A 23,975-nucleotide genomic window follows, 5' to 3' on the forward strand; every position below is an offset into this window, starting at 1 on the left:
GCGATGACACAGTCATCGCTCAGCGCCTACCCTCGGGTCAGGCGCTGGGGAAGGATTTCATCGCATATTCTAGATACGTGGAAAGATCTTGATTACTCTGTTCTAAGTTTTCAATCTCATGTTTGGATAGAACCAAGTCAGAACAATTTTCTTCATCCGTAAAGATTATGACACCGTCGTGATGAAGTTCATGAAAGCCATCGAGTATATCCAGTAGCCATTTGCAGCTAGCGGTACGATAATCGGCCATTTTTTGGCGAAAGCTTATGAACTCAGGCCTAATGGTTTGGATGTAGGTCAGGAGATGAAATGATACGTTAAAATTGCATTCCTCGCGGGCCAAAATTTTCGCCTTGTCTGCAATTTCGTGAGGATTGTTGTTGTGAATTGGTAACTGAGCAATGCGTTCTTTTGAAAAAGAATATTCCGGGGCGCTCTGATTTAGGAGGCTTTTTCGGGGATCATTAGTATAGCCGACTCCATGAATCGGAAGCATATTGTGTTGCGATTTGTTTCTTATGTGTTCAATCAGCAGAAATGAAAAGTTATTGGTTTTGAGGACGTGTCTTTTAGGGAAACCCTGATCGCTAAAGTGGGTTGACCCAATGTCAAAAAAACAGCGTGACCAAGTTAGAACTGACATAAGGCAAATATTCATAGCCCTGAAAGACTCGGTAAGTCTTTGTTGAGAGCCGAACATTTGAAATGAGTTACGAAGTTTATTTCTCTCACTCTCGAATTCCCAGTAGCACTGGATGAGAATAATAAACAATTCATCAACTTCGGAGAGACGCCTAAGTGTTGTAAGCTTGTCTTTTATCTCTTTGAAGAGTTCTACCTCAGCTGTGGTTTGATGGTGTGGCCCTAAAAAGAGGTCAACCTGTGCACTTTTTACTGTAACCATTTTAGTCCCCACCTTTAGTCTTTAGTTGCCTTGGCACTGCCTTCGACGCTCCCGCGCGTTGCCTCCGAGAAATGATCCCCCAGATCATTTCTTTGGGAGGCAACCCCACAAATCATACTCCCCAGCCTCATCAACCTCGACAGTCACCAAATCCCCCACGCTGAGCCCCTCGGTCCCCTCATCAATAAACAGGTTCCCGTCGATCTCCGGCGCGTCGGCCTTGGTGCGGCAGGTGGCGATGCCGTCTTCGTCAATGTCGTCCACGATGACCTGCTGCACGGTGCCGACCTTGGCTTCCAGCTTGGCCTCAGAAATCGCCTGCGCCTTCTCCATGAACCGTTCCCAGCGCTCCTGTTTCAGCTCCGGCGCGACGTGATCGGCCAGCGCATTCGAGCGCGCGCCATCGACGTTTTCGTATTGGAAGCAGCCCACACGGTCGAGTTGCGCCTCGTCCATCCAATCCAAGAGGTATTGGAATTCTTCCTCCGTCTCGCCCGGATAGCCGACGATGAATGTCGAGCGCAGCGTGATGTCCGGCGCCATCGCGCGCCAGGCTGCAATCTCGTCCAAGACCTTTGCCGAGGCCGCAGGACGCGCCATGCGTTTGAGCGTGTCCGGGTGGGCGTGTTGGAAGGGGATGTCGAGGTAGGGCAGCACCGCGTTGCCCGCATCCGCCATCAGCGGGATCAGCTCGCGCACATGGGGGTAGGGGTAGACGTAGTGGAGCCGGACCCAGAGGTCGTCCGCCGCGCCCAGTTGGCCCAACTCGCGCGCCAGATCGGTGATGTGGCTGCGCACCTCACGGTCCTTCCACGGGAAGGCCTCGTAGCGGCGATCCAGACCATAGGCAGAGGTGTCCTGCGAGATGACGAGCAATTCCTTGACGCCCGCCTCCACAAGTTTCTCCGCCTCGCGCAGCACGGCGTGGACCGGGCGCGATTGGAGTTTGCCGCGCATGTCCGGGATGATGCAGAATTTGCAGGCGTGGTTGCAGCCCTCAGAGATTTTCAGATAGCTGAAATGCCGGGGCGTGAGGCTCACGCCTGTGGCGGGCAAGAGGTCCACAAAGGGATCGGGCGAGGGCGGCACGGCGGCATGCACCGCGTCCAGCACCTGTTCGTATTGATGCGGGCCGGTGACGGCCAGAACCTTGGGATGCACGCCGGTGATATACTCGGGGTCAGCGCCGAGACAGCCGGTGACCAACACCTTGCCATTCTCCTGCAACGCCTCGCCGATGGCCTCCAAACTCTCCGCCTTGGCACTGTCGAGAAAGCCACAGGTGTTGACGATCACCGCGTCCGCACCAGAATAATCCGCGCTGATCTGATAGCCCTCGGCGCGCAGACGCGTCAGGATGCGCTCGCTGTCGACCAAAGCTTTCGGACAGCCCAAAGAGACCATGCCGATGGTCGGCTGGCCGTCGCGGCGGGGGCCGTCGAACAAGGGCTTCGGGGCAAGATCGGGGCGGAGGGCTGGAGGATTCTGGCTCATATGGCGCGATATACTCCGAAAGCGGCCCGCCTGAGAAGCCCTGTTGCGCGCTGGGACAATCCATCCGATGTTGGCCCCCATGTCAGCAGCCGCATCAAAGCCGGAGATGTGTCACATATCTGTCTCTGTGGGATGGACGCGCAGCTTCTGGCGTAATCTGTTCGAAATCGCACGTCGCGCGCACAGCGACTGTGCGGGCGGCGCTAGTGTTTGGGGGGCGGGCTTCGGTTAACCTTGCGTCAAACTCACACGAAAATCCATTCGCACACAGGTCGCCCATGCTCTCTAACACAGCCACCCGATACGGCGCCGCCGCGCGCTTTTTCCATTGGTCCATCGCGCTATTGATCCTCGCGGACATCGCGCTTGGCCTCATTGGCGAGAACACGCCGCGCACGGCGGAGACCGCTGAGCGGCTCCAAACCCTCTATTCCGTGCATAAAACCATCGGCATTGCCGTGCTTGGCCTCGCGGTGCTGCGTATCCTTTGGGCCTTTGTCCAACCGAAACCCGTGCCGGTGCATCCGGAGCGCAAGGCGGAGACGGTTCTGGCCGAGGTGATCCACTGGATGCTCTACGGCGCGATCCTGATCATGCCGCTGTCGGGCTGGGTGATGCATGCGGCGGAGAGCGGTTTTGCCCCGATCCTCTGGCCCTTTGGCCAAAACCTGCCTTTCGTGCCGAAGTCCGAAGACGTCGCCCATATGGCGGGCGCGGTGCATGGGCTGTCGGCTTGGGTGATTTATATCACCGTGGCGCTGCACATTCTGGGCGCGCTCAAACATGCGGTGATTGAGAAAGACGGCGTGCTGGCGCGGATGCTGCGCGGAACGGAAGCGGGGGGCGAGGGCGAGAGCCACGCCTCCGCGCTTCCTCCCGTTTTGGCCGCCGTGCTCTGGATTGCCGTCGTGTCCTTTCCCTTTGTCGCGCCAGCGCAAAAGCATGAAGAGGGCGCCAGCGCTGCACCGATGGAGCAGGTGGAGATCGCCTCCGAGCTTCCCGCATGGGCGGTGGAGCAGGGCGGCCTGACGATCTCCGTGACCCAGATGGGCGCGCCGGTCGAGGGTAGCTTTGCCAATTGGACTGCCGCCATCGCCTATGACGACGAGACCGGCACGGGCGAGGTGACCGTCAGCATCGACACCACCTCTTTGTCGCTCGGCACTGTCACGCAACAGGCGCAGGGGCCGGAGTTCTTTGACACCGAAACCTATGCGACCGCGACTTTCACGGGTGAGATCACGCGCCTTGAGGGCACATCGCATGAGGCGGTGGGCACGCTCACGCTGGTTGGCCAGACCGTGCCCGTGACGCTGGCTTTCGATCTCACAGTTGACGGCGACCGCGCCACGATGTCCGGCACCACCGCTTTGGATCGCCGCGACTTCGGCATGGGCGCGGGCTATGAGGATGAGGGCACGGTGGGCTTTGGCGTCGAAGTCGCAACTGAGCTGACGGCGGTGCGGCAGTAAGCCCGCCGCGTCCCTCAACCGAGCAAACAAAAAGGCCGCCGGATCGCTCCGGCGGCCTTCTTCATTCGGGGAGGCGAGAGTTACTCGGCCGGGGTGGCTTCGATGGAGATTTCGATCTCGACCTCGTCGGAGACGTAGGGGGCGAATTGGCCCATGTCGAAGTCGGAACGCAGCACGGTCAGCTCGCCGTCAAAACCAACCCAAGGCTTGTTCGCCATCGGGTGATCGCCTTTTTGGGTCATCTCGGCTTCGATCACGACGGATTTGGTGATGCCGTTGATGGTCAGGTCGCCGGTGATGTCGGCTTCGTCTTCGTCGGTCACGGTGATGCCGGTGGAGACAAAGGAGATGGTCGGGTTCTCTTCAGCGCCGAAGAAGTCGCCGGTCAGGAAGTGCGCGGTGCGCTCGGCCCAGCCGGTGTAGAGGCTGTCGGTCGGGAAGGACACGGAGACGGAAGAGGCGGCCGGATCGGCTTCGTCGAACATGATCTCACCGTCGAAGCCGGAGAACATGCCGGTGGTGGTGGAGTAGCCGAGGTGCTCGTAAGAGAACACGATCTGGCTGTGCGACGGATCAAGCACGTATTTCACCGGCTCAGCGTTGGCGGCAGCAGCGGCGCCCAGAAGAACGGCGGTGGAGAGAAGCAGGTTTTTCATGATGTCAAAGCTTTCTTTGGCATGGATGTTTAAGATGCGACAAAGCTAACGGCTGTCCGGCCCCTCTCATATTCCGCAGTCTCAAACAGATTTTGTGCGCGGGTAAACATATCTCCGCAAAAAACCGCTAAATATCTGCGGTTTCTGTTCATTTTTGCGTATATCAGGCCTGAAAAAGGCCGCCCCTCTCTCCAGAAAGGCGGTCTGTTCACATGGGTTCACGAGAGCGTCAGGACCTCACGAGAGCGCGAGAGGCTCAGCGACGGCGGTCGCGACGCGAGGACATCGGCTGGAAGGCCACGCCGACATGGGCCTCGCAATAGGGCTTGCCGGCTTGCGACGGCAGGCCGCAGAACCAGAAATCGTCGGTCGCGGGATCGCCCACCGGCCATTTGCAGGTCTTCTCGGTGAGTTCCATCACCGACAGCTTCTTTGCCTTTTTCTCGACCTCATTGACCTTCGCCAGAGCTTCGGCGGGGATCTCATTGGTCGAGGGCTGCGGCGGCAACGGTTGCCCTGCCGGAATGATCGCGCGGCGCGCCGGGCTGACCGGTTTCGGGGCGGCCTCAGAGGCAACAGGGGCCTCCGCCGGTTTCGCGGCGGGTTTCGGCTTGGCCTCGGTCTTGGGTTTCGGCGCGGCTGCGGGTTTTGGCTTGGGCGCGGCTGCGGGTTTCGCGGCGGCACCCGATCCTGCGCGGTTCGACAGGCCCAGACGGTGCACCTTGCCGATCACCGCATTGCGCGTCACACCGCCAAGCTCTTTGGCGATCTGCGAGGCGGATTGACCCTCGCCCCACATTTTCTTCAACAGTTCGACGCGCTCATCGGTCCAGGACATCGTGTTTCCTTCGGTTGTCTGCTGATCCGGGCAGGGCCCGCACCATGATCACCCTTGCACAAGACATTTGCGGTCCAAATTGGCCAAAGTCCGGCAAGGCGTGCTTGAGAATTTCTTCTAACCCCTATTTTAAGCACCACGCTTGCGGTTACAAGCGGGCTGGCGGGAAAACACGAGGTTCTTCCGCTTGGCACGTCTCTTGAGGGGCGCGTGCCTATATAGCAAGGCGGATGTGGGATGAACAAGGGGATGAACATGGCTGAATCTGAAATTCAGATGGGGGTGCGGCGCTTTGGTCGCGTCAATTGGCTTGGGCTTTACACGCTGATGATGCGAGAGACCCGCCGGTTTCTGGCGGTCTGGACGCAAACGCTTCTGGCGCCTTTGGTGACGGCGGGGTTGTTCCTGACGATTTTCACGCTGGCCATCGGTCCCTCGCGCGGTGATGTGATGGGCGTGCCCTTCGTGCATTTCCTCGCCCCCGGCATCTTGACCATGACGGTGATCCAGAACGCTTTTGCGAACACCTCGTCCTCGATCATGATTTCGAAGGTGCAGGGCAATATCGTTGATACGCTGATGCCGCCGCTGTCGCCCTCTGAGCTGGTCATCGGCTACCTCTCTGGCGGTGTGGCGCGCGGGATGGTTGTGGCTTTCGCGATCTGGGCCGTTATGGCCATCTTTGTCGGTCTGCCCCTGCATCACCCGCTGTTTGCGATTGCCTTTATCCTTCTGGGCGCTTTGTTCATCGGCGGTTTGGGCGTCTTGGCGGGTATTGTGAGCCAGAAATTCGACCATATGGCCGCGATCACCAATTTCATCATCACGCCGCTGTCCTTTCTGTCGGGCACCTTCTATTCGGTCGAAACCCTGCCGCAGTGGTTTAAGGTGCTGACCCACCTGAACCCCGTGTTCTATCTGATCGATGGTGTGCGCTATGGCATCATCGGCACCTCTGACAGCTCGCCTTGGCTGGGTCTGGCGGTGATGACGGCGGTGACGGCCGTGGTGGTTTTCGTCGATTGGACCTTCTTCAAACGCGGCACCAAGCTGAAATCCTGACCCGCTGACGTCGGGGTGACCGATTCGCCAAAGAGTGCCTGAAACAATATTAGCCCTTAGCTTTTATTGCTCCCGATGTGGAAACGGCCCCCTTCGCAGTTCGCTCTGCGGAGGGGTTTTTCGATGTATTTTTCAGCAACATTCTGAGGCTTGTCGATTTGGGGGTGAGCATAAAAGGATGGGGCGTTGTGAACTTATTGCTGTTATGATGTATTTAATATGCACGTTAAGGTTGATTGGGGTAATACTTAGTACTTTAGGATATATTATGGTACAGCGCACGCTCGACAATGTTTACATGTACAACGGCTCGCTTTTGAATGCCGAAGGTCTGTTGGACACGATGCTGCTCAACTCCTTCTCGGGGCCGCAAACCGGCACTCTGGATGTGAGTGACACCGACAGAGACCTGAATTGGGACAGCACGGAAAATGCGACCTGGAATGACGCCAATGCCACCTTCATCGGCAGCGGTGAAGCGAGCGTCAGCGTCACGATCCTGGGGATAACGCTGTCGCTGTCCTCCTCCGTGCCTTTCAATGCATGGGAGGTCGATGGTCAGACGTATATCGAGTATCCGGAGGACGGTCCGGCGGCGCTTTTGGATGGGCTGTTGTCCGAGGCGCTCGACATTCCTTTGTTGAACCTCCTCGGGGTGTCGCAGTTGATCACAAGGATCGAGCAGAATGCGATCTTGGATTTCGACCTCACGAACCAAAATGAAATCGACTTGCCGGTCTGTTTCGCCAAGGGCACGCGGATCAAGACCCTTGGCGGTTGGGAGGTGATCGAAAATATCAAGGCGGGCGATCTGGTGATGACACAGGATCACGGCGCGCAGCCCGTGCGCTGGATCGGGCATGCGACGGCCAAAGCACAAGGCGCGTTTGCGCCGGTGGAAATCGATCAGGGTGTCTTGGGCAATGATCGACCGCTGGTGGTGTCGCAACAGCACCGTGTGCTCCACCGCAGTGTCGCGGCTGAACTCTTGCTCGACGCTCATGAGGTGCTCATGGCGGCCAAGCATCTTGTGAATGGCACCACAATTCGCCTGCGCGAAACTGGATCTGTGACCTATTATCACATGCTGTTCGATCAACACGAGTTGGTGTTCTCGGAAGGCATTGTTTCGGAGAGCTTTCACCCGGGCGCCATGGCGCATCATGCCTTGCGGCGTGCGGAATGTGATGAGTTGTTCGGTCTCTTTCCGGAGCTGCAAACTGATTTCAACAACTACGGGCAAGCCGCGCGCAAAATTGCGAAAAGCTATGAGGCCGAATTGTTGGCTGCCAATACCGCTATGTGACGTCCGAGCCGACACTCGGCAGCGGCATCAAAGTTTTGCCAGATTTAATCATTAAGCCATTGCGATATCTTGTCATAAAGGCTCGCAATGGTTTTGAGGAAATGCGCAACGACAGTCTTTGCCTGTCTGTTTATGGTAGGGGCTGCACAGGCCTCCGACAGCCTGCCGTCCGAATTGGACAGCGCCGACCGGCGTGCCGAGTTGATCGGCTGGGAGGGGGTCGGGCGGCTCGATATTGCCGGGCAAAGCACCTGTTCCGGGGCCTTGATCGCCGCCGATCTCGTGCTGACGGCGGCGCATTGTGTGGTGGCCGAGGATAATACGCCGTTTCCTGCCGGGCAGATTCTGTTTCGTGCGGGGCTCAGGAATGGCGACTATATCGCCGCCTCTCGTGGCTATGCCGTGGCGGTCTCGCCGGGCTATGAGGCGCAGCGTGAGGTGACCGCCGCGAACATCCGCAACGATGTAGCTCTGATCAAACTGGCCTCTCCAATTCCTGCGGCGCTGGCGCGGCCCTTCGCGGTGCATCGCAGCTCAAAACCCCGTGGCGAGCTGATGGTCGCCTCCTACGGGCGCGGGCGCAACGCGGCGCTCTCTATTCAGCGCGAATGTCATGTGCTGGACTATTCCGACGACATCTACAGCTTTGATTGCGACATTACCTATGGCTCCTCCGGCGCGCCGGTCTTTGCCTATGACGGGGTGCGGCCCGCGATCGTCTCGGTCGTCTCCTCCCTCGGCACGCGAGGTGACCGCAAGGTCGGATTTGGCATGTCGCTGATCGGCCAAGTGTCTGCGCTCAAGCGCCAAATTGCGCTTGGTGCGCCGCAAGTGGCCGCCAAACCTGCGGTGACAAAACGCATTACGGTCGGCGGGGGGGCATCCTCGCGCGCGGTCGGCAATTCCAAATTCCTCTCGGCAGACTGAGCACCTCTCCAAATATCCTTTGACAGCGCCCGCGCTTTGCCCGTAAAGCGCATCTTATGAACATGATCCGCACATATGCCCGTATCATCCGACGTCGACGCCGTACCGCGTAAGACGTCCGTTCAACTGTGCCAAGACGTGATGTCCACGGCACAAAACGCGCCAAACTGGCGCAAAGCTTGCAAAATACCGCAAAATCCCCGTCCCACCCGTTGACAGGCCCGCTGGCTTTCGCCACCCATGAGGCCTCTCATTTTCAGAGGAATAAGACCGATGATCACACCCGTTCTGCCGACCTACAACCGGGCTCCCTTGTCCTTCGTCAAAGGCGAAGGCTCCTGGCTTTTCGAGGCGGACGGGCGACGTTTCCTCGATCTGGGCGCGGGCATCGCGGTGAACACGCTGGGCCATGCCAACCCGGAACTGGCCGAGACACTGAAAGCCCAGGCCGACACGCTCTGGCACGTCTCGAACCTTTACAAGATCCCGGCGCAGGAAGCTCTGGCCGACAAGCTGGTCGAGCTGACCTTTGCCGACACTTGTTTCTTCACCAACTCCGGCACCGAAGCCGCCGAGCTGGCGATCAAGATGGCGCGCAAATATTGGTATGAAAAAGGCCAGCCGGAAAAGATCGAGATCATCACCTTCGAGGGCTGTTTCCATGGCCGCTCCACCGGCGCGATTGCCGCCTCCGGCACCGACAAGATGGTCAAGGGCTTTGGCCCCTTGATGCCGGGGTTTGTGCATCTGCCGTTTGGTGAGTGGGACACTGTGGCCGATCATGTGTCTGAGAACACGGCGGCGATCCTGATCGAGCCGGTGCAGGGCGAGGGCGGCATTCGTGTCGTCCCCGACGAGGCGCTGAAACTGTTGCGCGAGATTGCGCAGAGCAAAGGCTGTCTGTTGATTTTCGACGAGGTGCAATGTGGTGTCGCGCGGACCGGCAAGTTGTTCGCCCATGAATATGCGGGCGTGACGCCGGACATCATGATGGTCGCCAAAGGCATCGGCGGGGGCTTTCCTTTGGGGGCTGTTCTGGCCACCGAAGAGGCCGCTTCCGGCATGACCGCAGGCACCCACGGGTCGACCTATGGGGGCAACCCGCTGGGCTGTGCCATCGGGCTCAAGGTCATGGAGATCGTCTCCGATCCCGCCTTCCTCGCCGAGGTGAACCGCAAGGCGGGGCTGATGCGTCAAAAGCTCGAAGGCCTCGTGGCCGATCACCCGGATGTTTTCGAAGGCGTCCGTGGCGAGGGCCTCATGCTGGGCCTTAAATGCAAAATCGCGCCTGCCGATCTGGTGGGCAAAGGCTATGAGCAAGGTGTCCTCACCGTGCCCGCCGCCGACAATGTGGTGCGGCTTTTGCCCGCGCTCAATATCACCGACGAAGAGATTGCCGAGGCCGTGTCGCGGATTGATGCCGCCGCCAGCGCGCTCTGACAGACGAAGAGACCAGACCTATGAACCACTTCCTCGACATTCACAAAACCTCCGCGCAGGATCTGCACCGGATCATCGAAACCGCGAAACTGACGAAGAACGCGCGTCACGACAAACCGAAGGCGGCTTTGGATGCGGAGCAGCCGCTCAAAGACAAAATGGTCGCGCTGATTTTCGAGAAACCCTCGACCCGGACCCGCGTGTCTTTTGATGTGGGCGTGCGCCAAATGGGCGGACAGACCATGGTGCTTTCGGGCGCGGATATGCAGCTGGGTCACGGCGAGACCATCGCCGACACCGCGCGGGTTTTGTCGCGCTACGTCGACATGATCATGATCCGCACCTTCGAGGAGCAGACGCTTTTGGAGATGGCGGAATATGCCTCCGTGCCGGTGATCAATGGCCTCACGAACCGCACCCATCCTTGTCAGATCATGGCCGACATCCTGACCTATGAGGAACATCGCGGCTCGATCAAGGGCAAGAAAGTCGTCTGGCTGGGCGACGGCAACAATGTCTGCGCGTCCTTTCTGCACGCCGCCGGTCAGTTCGGGTTTGATATGACCTTTGCAGGTCCCGAGCCACTCGATCCCGAGATGGGGTTTGTCGAGGAGGCGCGTGCCAAAGGGTCCAAGATCGAGATCACCCGCAACGCCGAAGAGGCTGTCGCAGGCGCCGATCTTGTCGTCACCGACACCTGGGTCTCGATGCACGATCCGGCTTCGGCCCGCGAACGTCGTCACAACCAGCTTCGGCCCTACCGGGTGGACCGCAAGCTGATGTCCTTTGCGCATCCCGACGCTTTGTTCATGCATTGCTTGCCCGCGCACCGCGGTGATGAGGTGACGAACAACGTGATGGACGGCCCGCAATCGGTGATTTTCGACGAGGCGGAAAACCGTCTCCACGCGCAAAAATCCATCATGCGCTGGTGTGTCGAGAGCAAATAAAAGTGCTTTCAAAGATTTAGACGGGGTGCGGTGACGCGCCCCGTTTTCTTATGTGACAAGGTGATCGATCAGCGCGCGCAACCGGCGGGGCAGGGCGCGCGAGGCGGGCCAGACGAGGTAGAACATGCCGTCTTCGCCCATCTCATCGGCGAGAACCTGTGTCAGACGCCCTTGGGCCAAGTCCTCCTGCACCACGAAATCCGGCAAACAGGCAATCCCAAGACCCAGCCGCGCGGCGTTCCGGGCACTGTCGATCGCATTGACGATGAGCCGCGGCGCGGTCAGGGCCAAGGGCCGCCCGTCGCGCCGCAACCACGGCTGAATCACGCCGGAGGTGCTGAGCCGCAACGCGATGCGCGGATGATCGGGCAGGGTGGCGAGGCTCGGGGCGCCATGTTGTGCCAGATACTCGGGCGAGGCGTAGAGGCGGTGGTGATAGGGCCGGAACGGCCGTTGTTTCAGCGTGCTGTCGCGCAGAGGCCCGTTGCGAATGCCTAGGTCGACGCCTTGGGATATCAGATCAACCACCTGATCTTCATAGCGAATTTCCAGCGTCACATCAGGGGTCTTGCGCAGAAACGCACTGAACGCGGCGTCCAGCATGTGATGCCCGGCCAAAGGCACGCTGACCGTAAGCGGCCCCTCGATCCGCCCCGTCCGGTCGCGCAGGGTCTCGACGGTCTCCCCCAAGGCCTCCAGCGCAGGCGAGACCCCGGCCAGCAACAGCCGTCCGTCTTCGGTCAGGGACACCTGCCGCGTGGTGCGTTGAAACAGGGTGACGCCCAACTCTTCTTCCAGCCGTTGAATGGATTTCCCGATGGCGGAAGAGGACACCCCGAGCCGCCGCCCGGCCTCCGCAAAAGAGCCGGCACGGGCGGTGGTCATGAAACTTTCGAGCAGGGTCAGACTGGGCATATTGGCAACTTTATATCCGGAATGTGCGGATATACTGCCATATTCACGATAATTTTGTCATGAGTATTTTCCGGTCATCATTTCTGCGCTTCAGGAGCCCTTCATGACCGATCTCACACAGACCTCATCGCACATCCACGTCCCAACGCCCACCACCCGCATGATCGTTTCCATCTGCCTCGCCGCGATGGTCCTGCCGCTGACCTTCGCGGGCGGGGCCATTGCCACACCGGATTTGGGGCGCAGTTTCGGCCAAACCGGCCCGCTGCTGAGCTGGGTGGTCAATGCTTTTATGCTGGTTTTCGGGGCCTTGCCCTTGGTGGCAGGAACGCTGGCGGACCGCATCGGGCGGCGCAAAGTGTTTCGCATCGGCCTTGTGGGATTCGTCCTCAGCGGGCTCCTGTTGATTGTCGCGCCCTCGCTTTTGGTGATCGACATTTTGCGCGGCGCGCAGGGGCTATTTGCGGCGGCGACCTTGGCCGGAGGCACCGCCGTTCTGGCGCAGCTCAAGGACGAAACCCAGCGGCGCAGGGCGTTTTCTTTGATCGGCGCGACCTTTGGGGTCGGGCTGGCCTTCGGTCCGGTGATGGCGGGAGCGGTGCTCGAAGTGGCGGGCTGGCGGGCGGTCTTCGGGCTGGCCTCTGGTCTGGCGTTTCTGGCGCTGATCCTCGGGATCGGTGCCTTGCCCGAAAGCCGAACGCCCGCCGCGGGACGTTTCGATTGGCTGGGCGCAGGGCTCTTTGCCACGGCGCTGATCGCGATCACGGTCTGGGCCATTCTTTTGCCGACGCGCCGCGCAACCGATCCTGTCGAACTGGCGCTTTTGGTCGCCACTGTGTTGAGCGGTGCAGGCTTTGTCTGGCGCGAATTGCGCTGTGCGGCGCCGATGTTCGATCTTGGCCTGTTGCGCGATCCGGCGTTCCTTGGGGTACAAATCCTGCCGATTGCCACCTGTTTTTGCTTCGTGTCGCTCCTGGTCGTGGTGCCGCTGCAATTGATCGGCGCGGGCTATTCGGAATTTTCCGCAGGCCTGATTTGCCTGGCGCAATCCATACCGGTCTGTGTGATCTCCGTGATTTTTGCGCGCAGGCCTGTGCGGAACCGGCGGGGTATGATCCGGATCGGGTTGGTCATCGCGGCGTTGGGTCTGGTAGGGCTGGCGATTTCACCACTGAGCGGGCCTTTGTTGCCGGTTCTGGTGTCGCTGGGGCTCGTGGGAGTGGGCACCGCTTTGCCTTGGGGGCTGATGGACGGCTTGGCTGTCGAGGTCGTGCCGCGCGAGAAGGCCGGTGTCGCGACCGGCATGTTTTCGACCGTGCGGGTTGCCTCGGAAGGCGTGGTTCTGGCGCTGGTCAGCGCGCTTCAGGCCCGGCTGATCGTGGGCGTTGGCGGGCTTTCAGAAGCGGATGCCCTCTCCATCGTCGCGGGCGGGCCGTTGCAGGACACGATGCAGACCCCGGTCGCGGAGGCTTCTCGTATCCTGTTTTTGCTGCTGGCTGCCTTGACGGTCATCGTCAGCCTGTCGATCCCTAAGGCCTTGTCGCTCTTGGACGCCCCCCGTGTTTGACCGGCTTACCCGGCCAGATGCGACAGCACCCAGAACACGATGGCCGACAACAGGGCTGCGGCCGGAACCGTGATCACCCAGGCGGCGACGATGGTCATGAAATGGCTGCGGCGGACCAGTTTGCGGCGGCGACGTTCCTCGGCGGCGATGCGCAGGTCTTTTTTCTTGCGCATCGTCTCGTCGAGGCGTTTCTCGTGATACCATTCGCGGAAAAAGCCGACGCCAAACACCCCGCCCACGGCGATATGGGTCGAGGAGACCGGCAGGCCCAGCCAGCTTGCGACGATGACGGTGATCGCGGCGGAAAGCGCCACGCAATAGGCCCGCATTGGGTTGAGTTTGGTGATCTGGCTGCCAACCATTTTGATCAGTTTCGGGCCGAACAGGATGAGGCCGAAAGAAATGCCGAAGGCGCCGATCACCATGACCCAATGGGGGATGGTGACGCTTCCGGCGAATTCACCGGAGGCATTGGCGTGCACGATGGCGGCCAGCGGGCCGACCGCATTGGCGACGTCATTGGCGCCATGGGCAAAGGACAAAAGCGCGGCCGAAATGACCAGCGGCAGGCCAAAGAGCGCCTTGAGAGACTTGTTGCGGTTCTCCAGGCCTTCGGACTGGCGGCGCACCAATGGCGCGGAGGCCACATAGGACAGCGCGCCCACGGCCAGACCGATCAGAACTGCCGACAAAAGATCGATTTGGATGATTTTATTGAGGCCCTTGATGGCGAGATAGGTCGCGAATGTGCCCATCATAATGCCGATCAGCACCGGCACCCAACGACGCGCGGCGGCGATCTTGTCGGGCTGATACATGATCCGGGCCTTGATGAACCACAGGAACCCTGCGGCGACCACGCCACCCAAGAGGGGTGAGATCACCCAGCTCAATGCGATCAGTCCCATCGAGCCCCAGTTCACCGTGGCAAAGCCCGCAGCCGCAATGCCTGCGCCCATGACGCCGCCGACAACGGAGTGCGTGGTGGAAACCGGCGCGCCGATCCAAGTGGCGAGGTTGACCCAAAGTGCCGAGGACAACAGCGCGGCCATCATCGCCCAAATGAAGACCTGCGTGTTGGCCACCGCGCTTGGGTCGATGATGCCTTTGGAGATGGTCGAAACCACATCGCCGCCCGCCAAAAGCGCGCCCGCACTTTCGCAAAGCGCGGCAATCACGATCGCCCCACCCATGGTCAGCGCATTGGCGCCGACCGCAGGGCCCATGTTGTTGGCGACATCGTTGGCGCCGATGTTGATCGCCATATAGGCGCCCAGAGCGGCGGCGGCGATCACCACGGCAGAGCCGGGTTGCCCGCCAAAGACCAAGGCGGCAAACAGCCCCGCGACGATGATAAAGGCCAAGGCGACCCCAAGCCCCACCATGGGACGCGCGATGTGAAACGTGGCCAACTCGATCTGACTGATCCGGTTAAGATCCTTATCGAGGGTTTTCCACTGTTTTCCGTGCTCTTCGCTCTCAGACATCGTGGCTTCGATCCGTTGTCAATCTGTTACAAACGGCGAAGCGCTAACGTGCCCGGCCTTGCAATGCAAGCCTTTCGCGTCTCTTGAGCGCAGGGTAAATCGTTTCAGAAGTCGAGAAGCAACTCTCGCAGCTCCGGCTCATCGACCAGAGCGGCGGCCTGTTTCGGCGACATCCAGCTGCGTTTGCGCTGGCTTTTTTCCGGGAAATCATCCTCGAGATAATCGACCTCGATCAAGTAGACCGTGGCCTCAACCGGCGCAGGCAAACCGTTGTCGAGCTTTTTGGTATAGTGATAAAGGCCCAGCGGCTTGGTCTTGCTCGTGACAGGTTTTACGCCGGCTTCTTCCCAGGCTTCCTGTGCCGCCGTGCCAGCTCCATCAAGCCCCCGGATCGGCCAGCCCTTTGGGATGATCCAACGCCCGCTGTCACGCGAGGTGATCATCAGAACTTCCTTACCTTTCTTGCCGTTACGCCAACAAAGCGCCGCAGATTGCACGCGGTCGGGACGACGAAGGAGGGGGTCGAAAACGCCCGTCCAAGCGGATTTGAGTAGGGGAACCATGAACTGAACTTGTGCCTGTTTTTGTCTATATTGCGTATATACATAGGGCGGGAACCGGAAAATTGCAAGCCATTCGCAGGAAACTTCCGGTTTCGGCTATCTTTGGGAGGGCAAAAGCGGCTTTTTTAGGCGCTCTTGTCAGACGCGGTTTTTGCCATAAGTTGAACCGCGACAGGCACCGATGATCCCCCCGTGGATCCCCCCCTGTGCCTCTATCCGTCCCAAAGCCCGCGATCAAGGAGCGCCCCATGTCTCAAATCACCACCAAAGCCCGCATCGGTCTCGTCGGATTGGGCGTTATGGGGGCGAACCTCTCGCTCAACATCGCGGAAAAAGGCTTTCCCATCGCCGTGTTCAACCGCACCGGTTCCGTGACCGATGAGTTTATCGCCGAAAGCGGTGATCTGCGGGAGGCCTTGGTGCCGACCAAAACCTACGAAGAGCTTGTCGCTGCGCTTGAGGCCCCCCGCGCCGTGATCATCATGGTCAAGGCGGGCGGCCCGGTCGATGCGGTGATCGAAGCACTCACGCCCCTCTTGGAAGAGGGCGACATGATCATCGACGCGGGCAATGCCGATTTCCACGACACCCGGCGTCGTGAGGCTGCTCTGCGTGAAAAGGGGCTGAATTTCATCGGCATGGGCGTGTCGGGCGGCGAGGAAGGCGCGCGTCATGGGCCGTCGATCATGGTCGGCGGCAACCCGGCCTCCTATGAGACGATCCGCGACATCATTGAGGCGATTTCCGCGAAACATGACGGCGATCCCTGTGCTGCGCATTTCGGTCCGGACGGGGCGGGGCATTTCGTCAAGACCGTACATAACGGCATCGAATATGCCGATATGCAGATGATCGCCGAGATTTACGGCCTCCTGCGCGACGGCGCACATAGGGCCCCCGAAGAAATCGGCGCCCTGTTCGAGCGCTGGGACAAAGGTCCGCTCAACTCCTATCTCGTGGAAATCTCCGGCAAGGTGCTTCAGACCTCCGATCCTGAAACCGGAAAGCCGATGGTCGAGGTCATCGTCGACAAGGCCGGGCAAAAAGGCACTGGGCGCTGGACCGCGATCGAGGCACTCACTTTGGGGCAATCGCCCTCGACCATTGAGGCCGCCGTGGCGGCGCGTTCCTGGTCCTCGGAAAAAGAGACACGTTTGGCGGGGGCGGAGATTTTCGGCACCGAGCCCGAACATAACCTGACCCTGCCCAAGGAAACGGACTTCGAACAGGCGCTTTTGGTGGCCAAACTCGTGGCCTACGATCAGGGGTTCAAGCTTTTGAAAGCCGCCTCCGATCACTATGACTGGGGTCTCGATCTGGCCCGAGCGGCCGAGGTCTGGCGCGAGGGCTGCATCATCCGCTCCGCACTTTTGGACGATATGGCCGCCGCCATCCGCAACGGTCTGCCGCAGGATCAGCTCATCTTTAGTGCGGACTTCATCGCCCATATGAAAACCGGCCTTCCCGCCCTGCGCCGTGTGGTCTCCTACGCCACCTCTGCGGGCCTTCCGGTCCCGGCGCTCGCCAACGCGTTGGCCTATTTTGACACTATGCGCCAAGGTCGCGGCACCACTGATCTCATTCAGGCACAACGCGATTTCTTCGGGGCCCATGGATTTGAACGCATGGATGGCGGCGAAGGGCAGCACGGCCCGTGGCATGGGTGAGCCGACAGGTTTGTTTTGCCTCTTTTATCTTGCCTGTGCCCCTGAAATTGTGATTTCCCAAAGCTGACGCGCCCCAGTATTGGTGCGCCGCGTGACAAGGTGGGCGGGAATGAGCTTCGTCATCTTCATCAATGGTTTGGTCATGGTCTTTTTTGCCGCCCTCATGGGCGTGGTGGCCTTGGCCTTTCCCGACACGGCGTCGGTGTTCGAGGAATCCGCCTTTTTCTTCGGGTTTCTGGGCGGCGCTCTGGCGCTGGCCTCCTCGCCGCGCACCGAAGACCTGCGCCCTCTGCACACGTTTCTCCTGACCTCCTCGGTCTGGATGGTTGCGGCCCTTTGCGGCGCGGGGCCTTTGCACCTCTACAATCTCTCGCTCACCGACGCGTTTTTCGAGGCCATGTCGGGGATCACCACCACCGGTTCTACCGTCATGTCCGGCCTCGACGACACCCCGCGCGGCATCATTCTCTGGCGTGCGATATTGCAGGCGGTCGGCGGTGTCGGCTTTATCGTCACAGGGATCGCGCTCTTGCCGATCCTCAAGGTGGGCGGGATGCAGCTTTTCCGCTCGGAAAGTTCAGAGACTGGCGAGAGAGAGCTGCGCAATGCAACCATGTTCGCCTCCGCCACCTTGCAGATCTATTTCGCGCTCATCGTCCTCTGTGGCCTGCTCTATCTCTTGGGCGGCATGTCGCCCTTCGACGCGCTGACCCATGCTTTGACCACGCTTTCGACCGGCGGCTATTCGGGTTATGATGCCTCTTTCGGCCATTTCCAAAGCGGCTTTCTGCAATGGACGTGCACGCTCTTCATGTTGGCCGGCGCCCTGCCTTTTTCCTGGTATATCAGAGGGATGCGTCACGGAAATTGGCGTTCTGAACAGGTCGTGGCGATGCTGAAATCTCTCGGCATTTCGATTGCGGTCCTCGCGGTCTGGCTGATGTATGCGCGTGATGAAACGCTGCCTGATGCGCTGCGCCTCGTGGCGTTCAACGTTGTCTCCGTGGTCACGACCACGGGCTATGCGACGACGGATTACACGCTTTGGGGACCTTTTGCGGTCGCCGCGTTTTTTGTTTTGACGGCAGTCGGAGGGGCCACGGGGTCGACGGCAGGGGGTGCCAAAGCCATGCGTTGGCTCGTGGCCTTCCGTGCCCTTTTGGCGCAAATCCGCATGAGTTTCGCGCCGCATCGGATCACTTTTGTCAAATACGAAGGCCGCCCCGTCGCCCCCGATGCGCTCTCCGGTGTGATCGCATTTTTCGTGCTTTATGCGGCCACTTTCGGTGTGTTGGCCTCGCTCTTGAGCTTTTTCGGCGCCGATATGTCGACCGCCCTCTCGGGCGCTTTGACCGCTCTGGCAAACGTTGGCCCGGGGGTTGGCGATGTCATCGGTCCTGCGGGCAATTTTGCCAGTTTGGATACGGCCTCCAAGCTTGTCCTGAGCTTCGGCATGTATCTCGGGCGGCTCGAAATGGCGACGGTTTACGCGCTCATGGCGCCGCTGTTTTGGCGGGAGCTGGTGGCCAACCGCTAAGGCTGTTCCATGCCTTTTTCACGCGTTATCCTTAATCATATTAACCTTAACACCCTGTCATAAAGGGCGGAGCAAAGGTTAAAATCCTGTCATATTTCGACCTATCCGACTGTCACAGTCTTTAAGGTTTGGTAAATGCCAAGGCCCACTTATGTGCCTCGCCGCTTTGCGCGCAGCGTCGGATCGGCCTCCGTCGGGTCCTCTGGCCAAGGGTGTTTCGGATAGCGCCCACGCATATCCTTGCGCACATCGGCATAGGAGGTCGTCCAGAAATTCGGCAGATCCATCGTCACTTGAACTGGACGATGCGCAGGTGAGGTCAGCACGACTTTCAAAGGTACATGGTTCGGCCCCACGGTCGGATGCCGCGTGGTGCCGAAAAATTCCTGAAGCCTGCCCGTGACTTCCGGGTGCTCACCGGAATAATCAATCGGCAGTTTCCGCCCGACCGGGCTTTCGAAGTGCCCCGGAACCTCTCGATCGAGCTGTTGCATCTGGTCCCAATCCAACATGGCCCGCAGCGCGTCGGTGATGTCCAGCGCCCGCAGCGCCGCCTCGGTTTTGGCGCCTTTGAGATAGGGCAAAAGCCAGTCTTCAAGCGTGGTGAGCAGCGCCTCCTCCGACATGTCGGGGTAGCTGTCGCCCATGAGGCGGACGCGCGCGGCAAAGCGTTTCGCCGCATCGCTCCACGGCAGCCCGATCTGACGCAAGCCCACCAAGGCGCCGCGGGCCAGTGCCTCTTTCGGGGCATCTTTCCACTGACGATCGTCCAGCACCAAGGCGCCGAACATTTCACGTCGTCGCGCCACCACGCGTTTCTCGCGTTTGTCCCAATCACAGACATCGTGCCATTTGATGTGATCGCCATAAAGGCCACGCAACTCGCTTTCGCTGATCTGAACGGCCTGCCGAATGCGTGCATCTCGTGCGGCGCCGTCGGTGTCCGTCACCACGATCAACCGGGCAGAGGCCAAATCGTCGCTCTCCGGCATCACGGCGCCTTTGCCGCCGGACAAAAGATAGCGTGGCTGGTCGCTCGCCCGCCGCAGGCCGACGCGGTCCGGATAGGCCAGTACGGCCATTTCGCCGAGGCTCATCGGCTCCAAGTGTGGCAGGCCTTGCCGCAAACGCTTGGCCTCTTGTTTGACGCGTTCAATCACGCCGCGATCGGCCGTGCCTGGGCTTTGCAAGGCCCGCATTCGTAGGGACAGATCCACGCCCGCGCCGCGCAAAGGATCGCGTTCGTTCAACATTGCGGCCAAATCCGCCGCCTGATGCCCCGCTATTTGTAGCATATGTGCAAGTCTAGGATGCAGTGGTTTGGCAGATAGTGCTTTGCCGTGCTCGCTGATCCGCCCCTCAGAATCGAGCGCGCCGAGGTTTTGGAGGAGCAGACGCGCCTCACTCAAGGGCCCCGGCGGGGGCGGCGTGAGAAAGGCCAAATCCCCCTCAGCTGCGCCCCAAAGCGCCAATTCCAAAGCCAGCCCTGTAAGGTCCGCTGTTTCAATCTCGGCCGGCGCAAAGCCGGACAGCGCGCCTTCCTCGCCCTTGGTCCAAAGCCGATAACACACCCCTTCGGAGACGCGGCCCGCGCGACCGCGACGTTGTTCGGCCTCGGCTTTTGACGCCCGCTCCGTGACCAGTCGCGACATGCCCGACGCCGGATCGAACCGCGCGCGGCGCGCGCGCCCTGCGTCCACCACGATGCGCACGTCTTCGATGGTGAGAGAGGTCTCCGCAATCGAGGTGGCCAACACGATCTTGCGCCCATCTTGTGTGGGGGCGATGGCCGCGCGTTGGTCGGCGAATTTCATCGCGCCGAACAGGGGGCGCAGAGTGCAATCTGGCGGCACGCGGCCTTCCAAAAGGCTCAGAACGCGGCGGATTTCGCCTTCGCCGGGCAGAAAGACCAATGCGGAGCCTTCGGCCTCTGCGACGGCTTTGAGTGTGAGATCGGCGATGGCTTGTTCCAGGCGCTGGGTCTTCGGAACCGGCGCATCGAGCCAGCGGGTTTCGACCGGATAGGCGCGGCCTTCGGAGCGGATCACGGGGGCGTCGTCCAGAAGGGCGGCGACGGGGGCGGCGTCCAAGGTCGCGGACATGACCACGAGCGCGAGATCATCGCGAAGCGCCTGCCGCACCTCCCAAGTGAGCGCGAGGCCGAGATCGGCGTTCAGGCTGCGTTCGTGGAATTCGTCAAAGATTATAGCGCCAATCCCGGTCAATTCAGGGTCGAATTGTAGCATTCGTGTAAGAATACCCTCGGTCACCACTTCGATCCGCGTGGCTTTCGAGACCTTCGCTTCGCCCCGGATGCGATAGCCGACGGTCTCGCCTGCGCGTTCTCCCAAGGTTTGCGCCATACGTTCCGCCGCCGTGCGCGCGGCCAGACGTCGGGGTTCTAGCATGACGATTTTGCCCTTGATGAAGGGCAGCAATGCCAGAGGCACGCGGGTGGTTTTCCCGGCCCCGGGCGGCGCCATGAGCACTGCGCGACCGTGAGCCCTAAGGGCGTCGGTCAAGTCGTCGAGTACGTCATCGATGGGCAGGCGAGGTGTGAACATGCCCCTCTATATGGTCGAAAGCTGAGGGGCCGAAAAGAGGGCAGGGGTGGACAAAGCGGCGAGCCTGCGTGAAAAACTGCATCAACGCTCCGCAACCCGGAAGGTCATCATGGACATCAAAGAGCTTGCCGAACAGGTCATCGCAGGGAACCGCCGGGCGCTGGCGCGGGCGATCACATTGGTCGAAAGCGCGCGGGCGGATCACCGGGCGCAGGCGATTGAGCTGATGGAACTGATCGGACAAAGCGGGCGTCAGGCGTTGCGGCTTGGGCTGTCTGGGACGCCGGGCGTGGGGAAATCCACCTTTATCGAGAGCTTTGGCATGATGCTGATCAAAGAGGGGCTAAAGGTCGCTGTGCTGGCCGTCGATCCGTCTTCGTCGCGCTCGGGCGGCTCCATTTTGGGTGACAAAACGCGGATGGAGATGCTGTCGCGGGAACGCGATGCCTTTATCCGACCTTCGCCGTCGCAATCTGAATTGGGCGGCGTGGCGCGGCGCACGCGGGAGGCGGTCGCGCTCTGCGAGGCGGCTGGATATGATCTGATCCTGATCGAGACCGTGGGCGTGGGGCAGTCCGAGACCGTGGTTTCTGAGATGTCCGATCTGTTTTTGCTTCTGCTGGCGCCTGCGGGCGGCGATGAATTGCAGGGCGTCAAACGTGGCATCATGGAGATGGCCGACCTGATCTTGGTGAATAAGGCCGATGGCGATTTGAAACCTGCCGCGCAACGGACCTGTGCCGATTACGCGGGCGCGCTGCGGCTGATCCGCAAACGCCCGCAAGACCCGCAGGATTTTCCCAAGGCGATGACTGTCTCCGCGATTGAGGAAAAGGGCCTGCGAGAGGCCTGGGGGGAAATGACTGCGCTGGCGAATTGGCGGCGTGAGAATGGGTTCTTTGACAAACGCCGCTCCGAGCAGGCGGAATATTGGTTCGGACAGGACATCCGTTTTGGGCTTTTGTCGCAGCTTGAAAAAGAGCCGCTCAAATCGATGATTTCGGGGCTGGCGCAAAAGGTGGCCAAAGGCGAGACCACACCGGGTCATGCGGCGGCGGATGTTTTGGCGGCCCTTCAGCACGGCTGAGCGTAGAGAGGACTTGACGATTCTCCTGGGATCGCCTATGCACCGCGAACTGAATTTCGGGCACGGCTCTCAGGCGGTGTCCTTTTCTGTTGGAAATCGGTGTTTTCCCGTGTTTCCCATTGCTTTTCGGACTTGCGTCCGGGGCGAGGGTGCGTAAAAGAGGGCCGAATAAGACAGAAACGAGTCTTTTAAACTGCGAGAGCTAAAGCTTTCGAAAGTAGAAACGAGGATGAACCCATGTCGCGTCGTTGCGAACTGACCGGTAAAGGCCCGATGACTGGCAACAATGTCAGCCACGCCAAAAACAGAACCCGCCGCCGTTTCCTTCCGAACCTCAACGATGTGACGCTGATTTCGGAAGCCCTCGGCCGTTCTTTCAAACTGCGGATTTCCGCCGCTGCTCTGCGTTCCGTTGACCACCGCGGTGGTCTGGACGCCTTCCTTGCAAAAGCCAAGGACGAAGAGCTGTCGGATAACGCTCTGAAAATCAAGAAAGACATCGCGAAAGCTCAGGCCGCCGCGTAATCCTTTCGGATGTGACAGATTGAACCCCGCGAAAGTTATGCTTTCGCGGGGTTTTCTCTGTGGCGCGATGTGTCATTTGGTCTCTTTCCTTTCGCGCGATCTTCGCTAGAGTGCCCGATACCATGCGTCTACCTCGCACGATAAAGGCCGTTCTGGTCGCGCTTTTGCTCATCGTCACGTCCCAATCCATGGCCGTGGCGCGGGGCACCATGCGTGATGCGACAGGCTCCGTGGTGCTCTGCACCGGCACCGGGCCGATCACGGTTTTGACCGATGCGGATGGGCAGCCGATCGGACCGACGCACATCTGTCCCGACTGTGCCCTGTCGGTGATCGCGGGGCTGGCGGAGGCATTCGACCTGCCGACGCCTGCGCAAAACGAGCTGCGCTTTGCCCCGCCGAACCTGTCCTATCAAGCGCATGATACGGTGCCACCGCGCCCGCGTGCGCGCGCGCCTCCTGTGGTCTGCGTTCTCCCCTCCAAAACTCTTAAAAGACCACAAGGACCTGAAAATAATGTTTAAAATGACTCTCTTGGCCGGGCTTGCCTGCGCCTTTGCCCTGCCTGCCTTTGCCGATATCACCATCACCGACGCCTATGCGCGCTCTTCCGGGATGATGGCGAAAACGGGTGCCGCCTTTTTTGTCATCGAAAATTCTGGCGATGAAGGCGATCAGCTGATCGACGCCAAGGCCGACTTCTCCAAAATTACGGAATTGCACACCCATAAGGATATGGGGGACGGCATTATGAAAATGATGCATGTGCCTGAAGGCTTTTCCATTCCGGCGCATGGCAAGCACGCTTTGGCACGCGGCGGCGATCATGTGATGTTCATGGGGCTTTTGAAGCCGATGGCCCAAGGTGATATCGTCAACGTGACCCTGACCTTTGAGAAGGCCGGTGACATCACCGTCGAGATTCCCGTCGATCTGGAGCGCACGGAAATGGAGATGCCAATGGAGCATGACCATGGTGCCATGAGCAACTGATGTTCATGGGGTTGAAATTTC

Annotated in this window: 21 protein-coding genes; 13 read left to right on the forward strand and 8 right to left on the reverse strand. The window is 60.0% G+C overall.

Annotation, left to right across the window (positions count from 1 at the left end; genetic code table 11):
* Positions 1-37: 37 nt before the first annotated feature.
* Positions 38-904 (reverse strand): hypothetical protein, encoded by an 867-nt coding sequence (locus LC094_RS00615; protein WP_226549088.1) that lies wholly within the window; start codon positions 902-904, stop codon positions 38-40.
* 84 nt (positions 905-988) lie between these two features.
* Positions 989-2,398 (reverse strand): 30S ribosomal protein S12 methylthiotransferase RimO, encoded by a 1,410-nt coding sequence (rimO, locus tag LC094_RS00620; protein ID WP_226549090.1) that lies wholly within the window; start codon positions 2,396-2,398, stop codon positions 989-991.
* Positions 2,399-2,676: 278 nt separating this feature from the next.
* Here rimO and LC094_RS00625 point away from each other — a divergent pair, with 278 nt between their 5' ends.
* Positions 2,677-3,870 (forward strand): cytochrome b/b6 domain-containing protein, encoded by a 1,194-nt coding sequence (locus LC094_RS00625; RefSeq protein WP_226549093.1) that lies wholly within the window; start codon positions 2,677-2,679, stop codon positions 3,868-3,870.
* 80 nt (positions 3,871-3,950) lie between these two features.
* On the opposite strand, the gene LC094_RS00630 is transcribed toward LC094_RS00625, so the two are convergent.
* Positions 3,951-4,526, reverse strand: a complete 576-nt coding sequence (locus LC094_RS00630) for a YceI family protein (RefSeq protein WP_226549096.1) — start codon at positions 4,524-4,526, stop codon at positions 3,951-3,953.
* A 256-nt stretch (positions 4,527-4,782) separates the two neighbouring features.
* The gene (locus LC094_RS00635; RefSeq protein WP_226549098.1) at positions 4,783-5,364 is read right to left on the reverse strand and encodes a GcrA family cell cycle regulator; all 582 of its coding nucleotides are present in this window, start codon (positions 5,362-5,364) and stop codon (positions 4,783-4,785) included.
* A 249-nt stretch (positions 5,365-5,613) separates the two neighbouring features.
* Here LC094_RS00635 and LC094_RS00640 point away from each other — a divergent pair, with 249 nt between their 5' ends.
* The 5 genes from LC094_RS00640 to argF all read left to right on the forward strand — a co-directional run bounded on the left by LC094_RS00640 (position 5,614) and on the right by argF (position 11,049).
* Positions 5,614-6,426 carry an ABC transporter permease gene (locus LC094_RS00640; RefSeq protein ID WP_226550330.1) on the forward strand — a complete coding sequence of 271 codons (813 nt, stop codon included), beginning with the start codon at positions 5,614-5,616 and terminating at the stop codon, positions 6,424-6,426.
* Between the two features lie 268 nt (positions 6,427-6,694).
* Positions 6,695-7,732: a Hint domain-containing protein gene (locus LC094_RS00645; RefSeq protein ID WP_226549101.1), complete on the forward strand. Its 1,038-nt coding sequence runs from the start codon at positions 6,695-6,697 to the stop codon at positions 7,730-7,732.
* 132 nt (positions 7,733-7,864) lie between these two features.
* Positions 7,865-8,659, forward strand: a complete 795-nt coding sequence (locus LC094_RS00650) for a trypsin-like serine peptidase (protein ID WP_226549104.1) — start codon at positions 7,865-7,867, stop codon at positions 8,657-8,659.
* 273 nt (positions 8,660-8,932) lie between these two features.
* Positions 8,933-10,099 (forward strand): aspartate aminotransferase family protein, encoded by a 1,167-nt coding sequence (locus LC094_RS00655; RefSeq protein ID WP_226549107.1) that lies wholly within the window; start codon positions 8,933-8,935, stop codon positions 10,097-10,099.
* A 20-nt stretch (positions 10,100-10,119) separates the two neighbouring features.
* The gene (gene argF, locus LC094_RS00660) at positions 10,120-11,049 is read left to right on the forward strand and encodes an ornithine carbamoyltransferase (protein WP_226549110.1); all 930 of its coding nucleotides are present in this window, start codon (positions 10,120-10,122) and stop codon (positions 11,047-11,049) included.
* A gap of 48 nt (positions 11,050-11,097) precedes the next feature.
* Here the strand turns inward: argF and LC094_RS00665 are convergent, their stop codons facing one another.
* On the reverse strand, positions 11,098-11,964 hold the full coding sequence (locus tag LC094_RS00665; protein ID WP_226549113.1) for a LysR family transcriptional regulator: 867 nt from the start codon (positions 11,962-11,964) through the stop codon (positions 11,098-11,100).
* A gap of 103 nt (positions 11,965-12,067) precedes the next feature.
* Here LC094_RS00665 and LC094_RS00670 point away from each other — a divergent pair, with 103 nt between their 5' ends.
* Entirely contained in the window at positions 12,068-13,531 is a 1,464-nt protein-coding gene (locus tag LC094_RS00670) for an MFS transporter (RefSeq protein WP_226549116.1), read from the forward strand.
* Positions 13,532-13,536: 5 nt separating this feature from the next.
* Here the strand turns inward: LC094_RS00670 and LC094_RS00675 are convergent, their stop codons facing one another.
* Together LC094_RS00675 and LC094_RS00680 are read right to left on the reverse strand one after the other, a co-directional pair.
* Complete coding sequence (locus tag LC094_RS00675) at positions 13,537-15,018, reverse strand: inorganic phosphate transporter (protein ID WP_226549119.1); 1,482 nt, start codon at positions 15,016-15,018, stop codon at positions 13,537-13,539.
* 104 nt (positions 15,019-15,122) lie between these two features.
* A complete protein-coding gene (locus LC094_RS00680; RefSeq protein ID WP_226549122.1) occupies positions 15,123-15,581 on the reverse strand; it encodes an NUDIX hydrolase in 459 nt (152 codons plus the stop codon).
* Between the two features lie 248 nt (positions 15,582-15,829).
* Here LC094_RS00680 and gndA point away from each other — a divergent pair, with 248 nt between their 5' ends.
* Both gndA and LC094_RS00690 read left to right on the forward strand, forming a co-directional pair.
* Positions 15,830-17,248, forward strand: coding sequence for an NADP-dependent phosphogluconate dehydrogenase (gene gndA, locus LC094_RS00685; protein ID WP_226549125.1), 1,419 nt, complete (start codon positions 15,830-15,832; stop codon positions 17,246-17,248).
* Positions 17,249-17,357: 109 nt separating this feature from the next.
* Positions 17,358-18,785: a TrkH family potassium uptake protein gene (locus tag LC094_RS00690; protein ID WP_226549128.1), complete on the forward strand. Its 1,428-nt coding sequence runs from the start codon at positions 17,358-17,360 to the stop codon at positions 18,783-18,785.
* A 149-nt stretch (positions 18,786-18,934) separates the two neighbouring features.
* Here LC094_RS00690 and hrpB read toward each other — a convergent pair whose 3' ends face one another.
* Positions 18,935-21,349, reverse strand: coding sequence for an ATP-dependent helicase HrpB (gene hrpB, locus LC094_RS00695; RefSeq protein WP_226549130.1), 2,415 nt, complete (start codon positions 21,347-21,349; stop codon positions 18,935-18,937).
* A gap of 109 nt (positions 21,350-21,458) precedes the next feature.
* On the opposite strand from hrpB, the gene meaB reads away from it, so the two are divergent.
* The 4 genes from meaB to LC094_RS00715 all read left to right on the forward strand — a co-directional run bounded on the left by meaB (position 21,459) and on the right by LC094_RS00715 (position 23,954).
* Positions 21,459-22,436 (forward strand): methylmalonyl Co-A mutase-associated GTPase MeaB, encoded by a 978-nt coding sequence (gene meaB / locus LC094_RS00700; protein WP_226550331.1) that lies wholly within the window; start codon positions 21,459-21,461, stop codon positions 22,434-22,436.
* Positions 22,437-22,673: 237 nt separating this feature from the next.
* Positions 22,674-22,961: a 50S ribosomal protein L28 gene (gene rpmB / locus LC094_RS00705; RefSeq protein WP_167599784.1), complete on the forward strand. Its 288-nt coding sequence runs from the start codon at positions 22,674-22,676 to the stop codon at positions 22,959-22,961.
* 122 nt (positions 22,962-23,083) lie between these two features.
* Positions 23,084-23,485, forward strand: a complete 402-nt coding sequence (locus LC094_RS00710) for a hypothetical protein (protein WP_226549132.1) — start codon at positions 23,084-23,086, stop codon at positions 23,483-23,485.
* Entirely contained in the window at positions 23,475-23,954 is a 480-nt protein-coding gene (locus LC094_RS00715; RefSeq protein ID WP_404814960.1) for a copper chaperone PCu(A)C, read from the forward strand. The genes LC094_RS00710 and LC094_RS00715 overlap by 11 nt, the downstream gene beginning before the upstream one ends.
* Positions 23,955-23,975: the final 21 nt, after the last annotated feature.

Source organism: Celeribacter naphthalenivorans (genome assembly GCF_020524585.1).
In the GTDB taxonomy this organism is placed as follows: Bacteria; Pseudomonadota; Alphaproteobacteria; order Rhodobacterales; family Rhodobacteraceae; genus Celeribacter; species Celeribacter naphthalenivorans.

Coding starts and splice junctions, on each gene's coding strand:
- LC094_RS00615 (WP_226549088.1), bottom strand. CDS start 904: ATGGTTACAGTAAAAAGTGCACAGGTTGACCTCTTTTTAGGGCCACAC.
- rimO (WP_226549090.1), bottom strand. CDS start 2,398: ATGAGCCAGAATCCTCCAGCCCTCCGCCCCGATCTTGCCCCGAAGCCC.
- LC094_RS00625 (WP_226549093.1), top strand. CDS start 2,677: ATGCTCTCTAACACAGCCACCCGATACGGCGCCGCCGCGCGCTTTTTC.
- LC094_RS00630 (WP_226549096.1), bottom strand. CDS start 4,526: ATGAAAAACCTGCTTCTCTCCACCGCCGTTCTTCTGGGCGCCGCTGCT.
- LC094_RS00635 (WP_226549098.1), bottom strand. CDS start 5,364: ATGTCCTGGACCGATGAGCGCGTCGAACTGTTGAAGAAAATGTGGGGC.
- LC094_RS00640 (WP_226550330.1), top strand. CDS start 5,614: ATGAACATGGCTGAATCTGAAATTCAGATGGGGGTGCGGCGCTTTGGT.
- LC094_RS00645 (WP_226549101.1), top strand. CDS start 6,695: ATGGTACAGCGCACGCTCGACAATGTTTACATGTACAACGGCTCGCTT.
- LC094_RS00650 (WP_226549104.1), top strand. CDS start 7,865: ATGGTAGGGGCTGCACAGGCCTCCGACAGCCTGCCGTCCGAATTGGAC.
- LC094_RS00655 (WP_226549107.1), top strand. CDS start 8,933: ATGATCACACCCGTTCTGCCGACCTACAACCGGGCTCCCTTGTCCTTC.
- argF (WP_226549110.1), top strand. CDS start 10,120: ATGAACCACTTCCTCGACATTCACAAAACCTCCGCGCAGGATCTGCAC.
- LC094_RS00665 (WP_226549113.1), bottom strand. CDS start 11,964: ATGCCCAGTCTGACCCTGCTCGAAAGTTTCATGACCACCGCCCGTGCC.
- LC094_RS00670 (WP_226549116.1), top strand. CDS start 12,068: ATGACCGATCTCACACAGACCTCATCGCACATCCACGTCCCAACGCCC.
- LC094_RS00675 (WP_226549119.1), bottom strand. CDS start 15,018: ATGTCTGAGAGCGAAGAGCACGGAAAACAGTGGAAAACCCTCGATAAG.
- LC094_RS00680 (WP_226549122.1), bottom strand. CDS start 15,581: ATGGTTCCCCTACTCAAATCCGCTTGGACGGGCGTTTTCGACCCCCTC.
- gndA (WP_226549125.1), top strand. CDS start 15,830: ATGTCTCAAATCACCACCAAAGCCCGCATCGGTCTCGTCGGATTGGGC.
- LC094_RS00690 (WP_226549128.1), top strand. CDS start 17,358: ATGAGCTTCGTCATCTTCATCAATGGTTTGGTCATGGTCTTTTTTGCC.
- hrpB (WP_226549130.1), bottom strand. CDS start 21,349: ATGTTCACACCTCGCCTGCCCATCGATGACGTACTCGACGACTTGACC.
- meaB (WP_226550331.1), top strand. CDS start 21,459: ATGGACATCAAAGAGCTTGCCGAACAGGTCATCGCAGGGAACCGCCGG.
- rpmB (WP_167599784.1), top strand. CDS start 22,674: ATGTCGCGTCGTTGCGAACTGACCGGTAAAGGCCCGATGACTGGCAAC.
- LC094_RS00710 (WP_226549132.1), top strand. CDS start 23,084: ATGCGTCTACCTCGCACGATAAAGGCCGTTCTGGTCGCGCTTTTGCTC.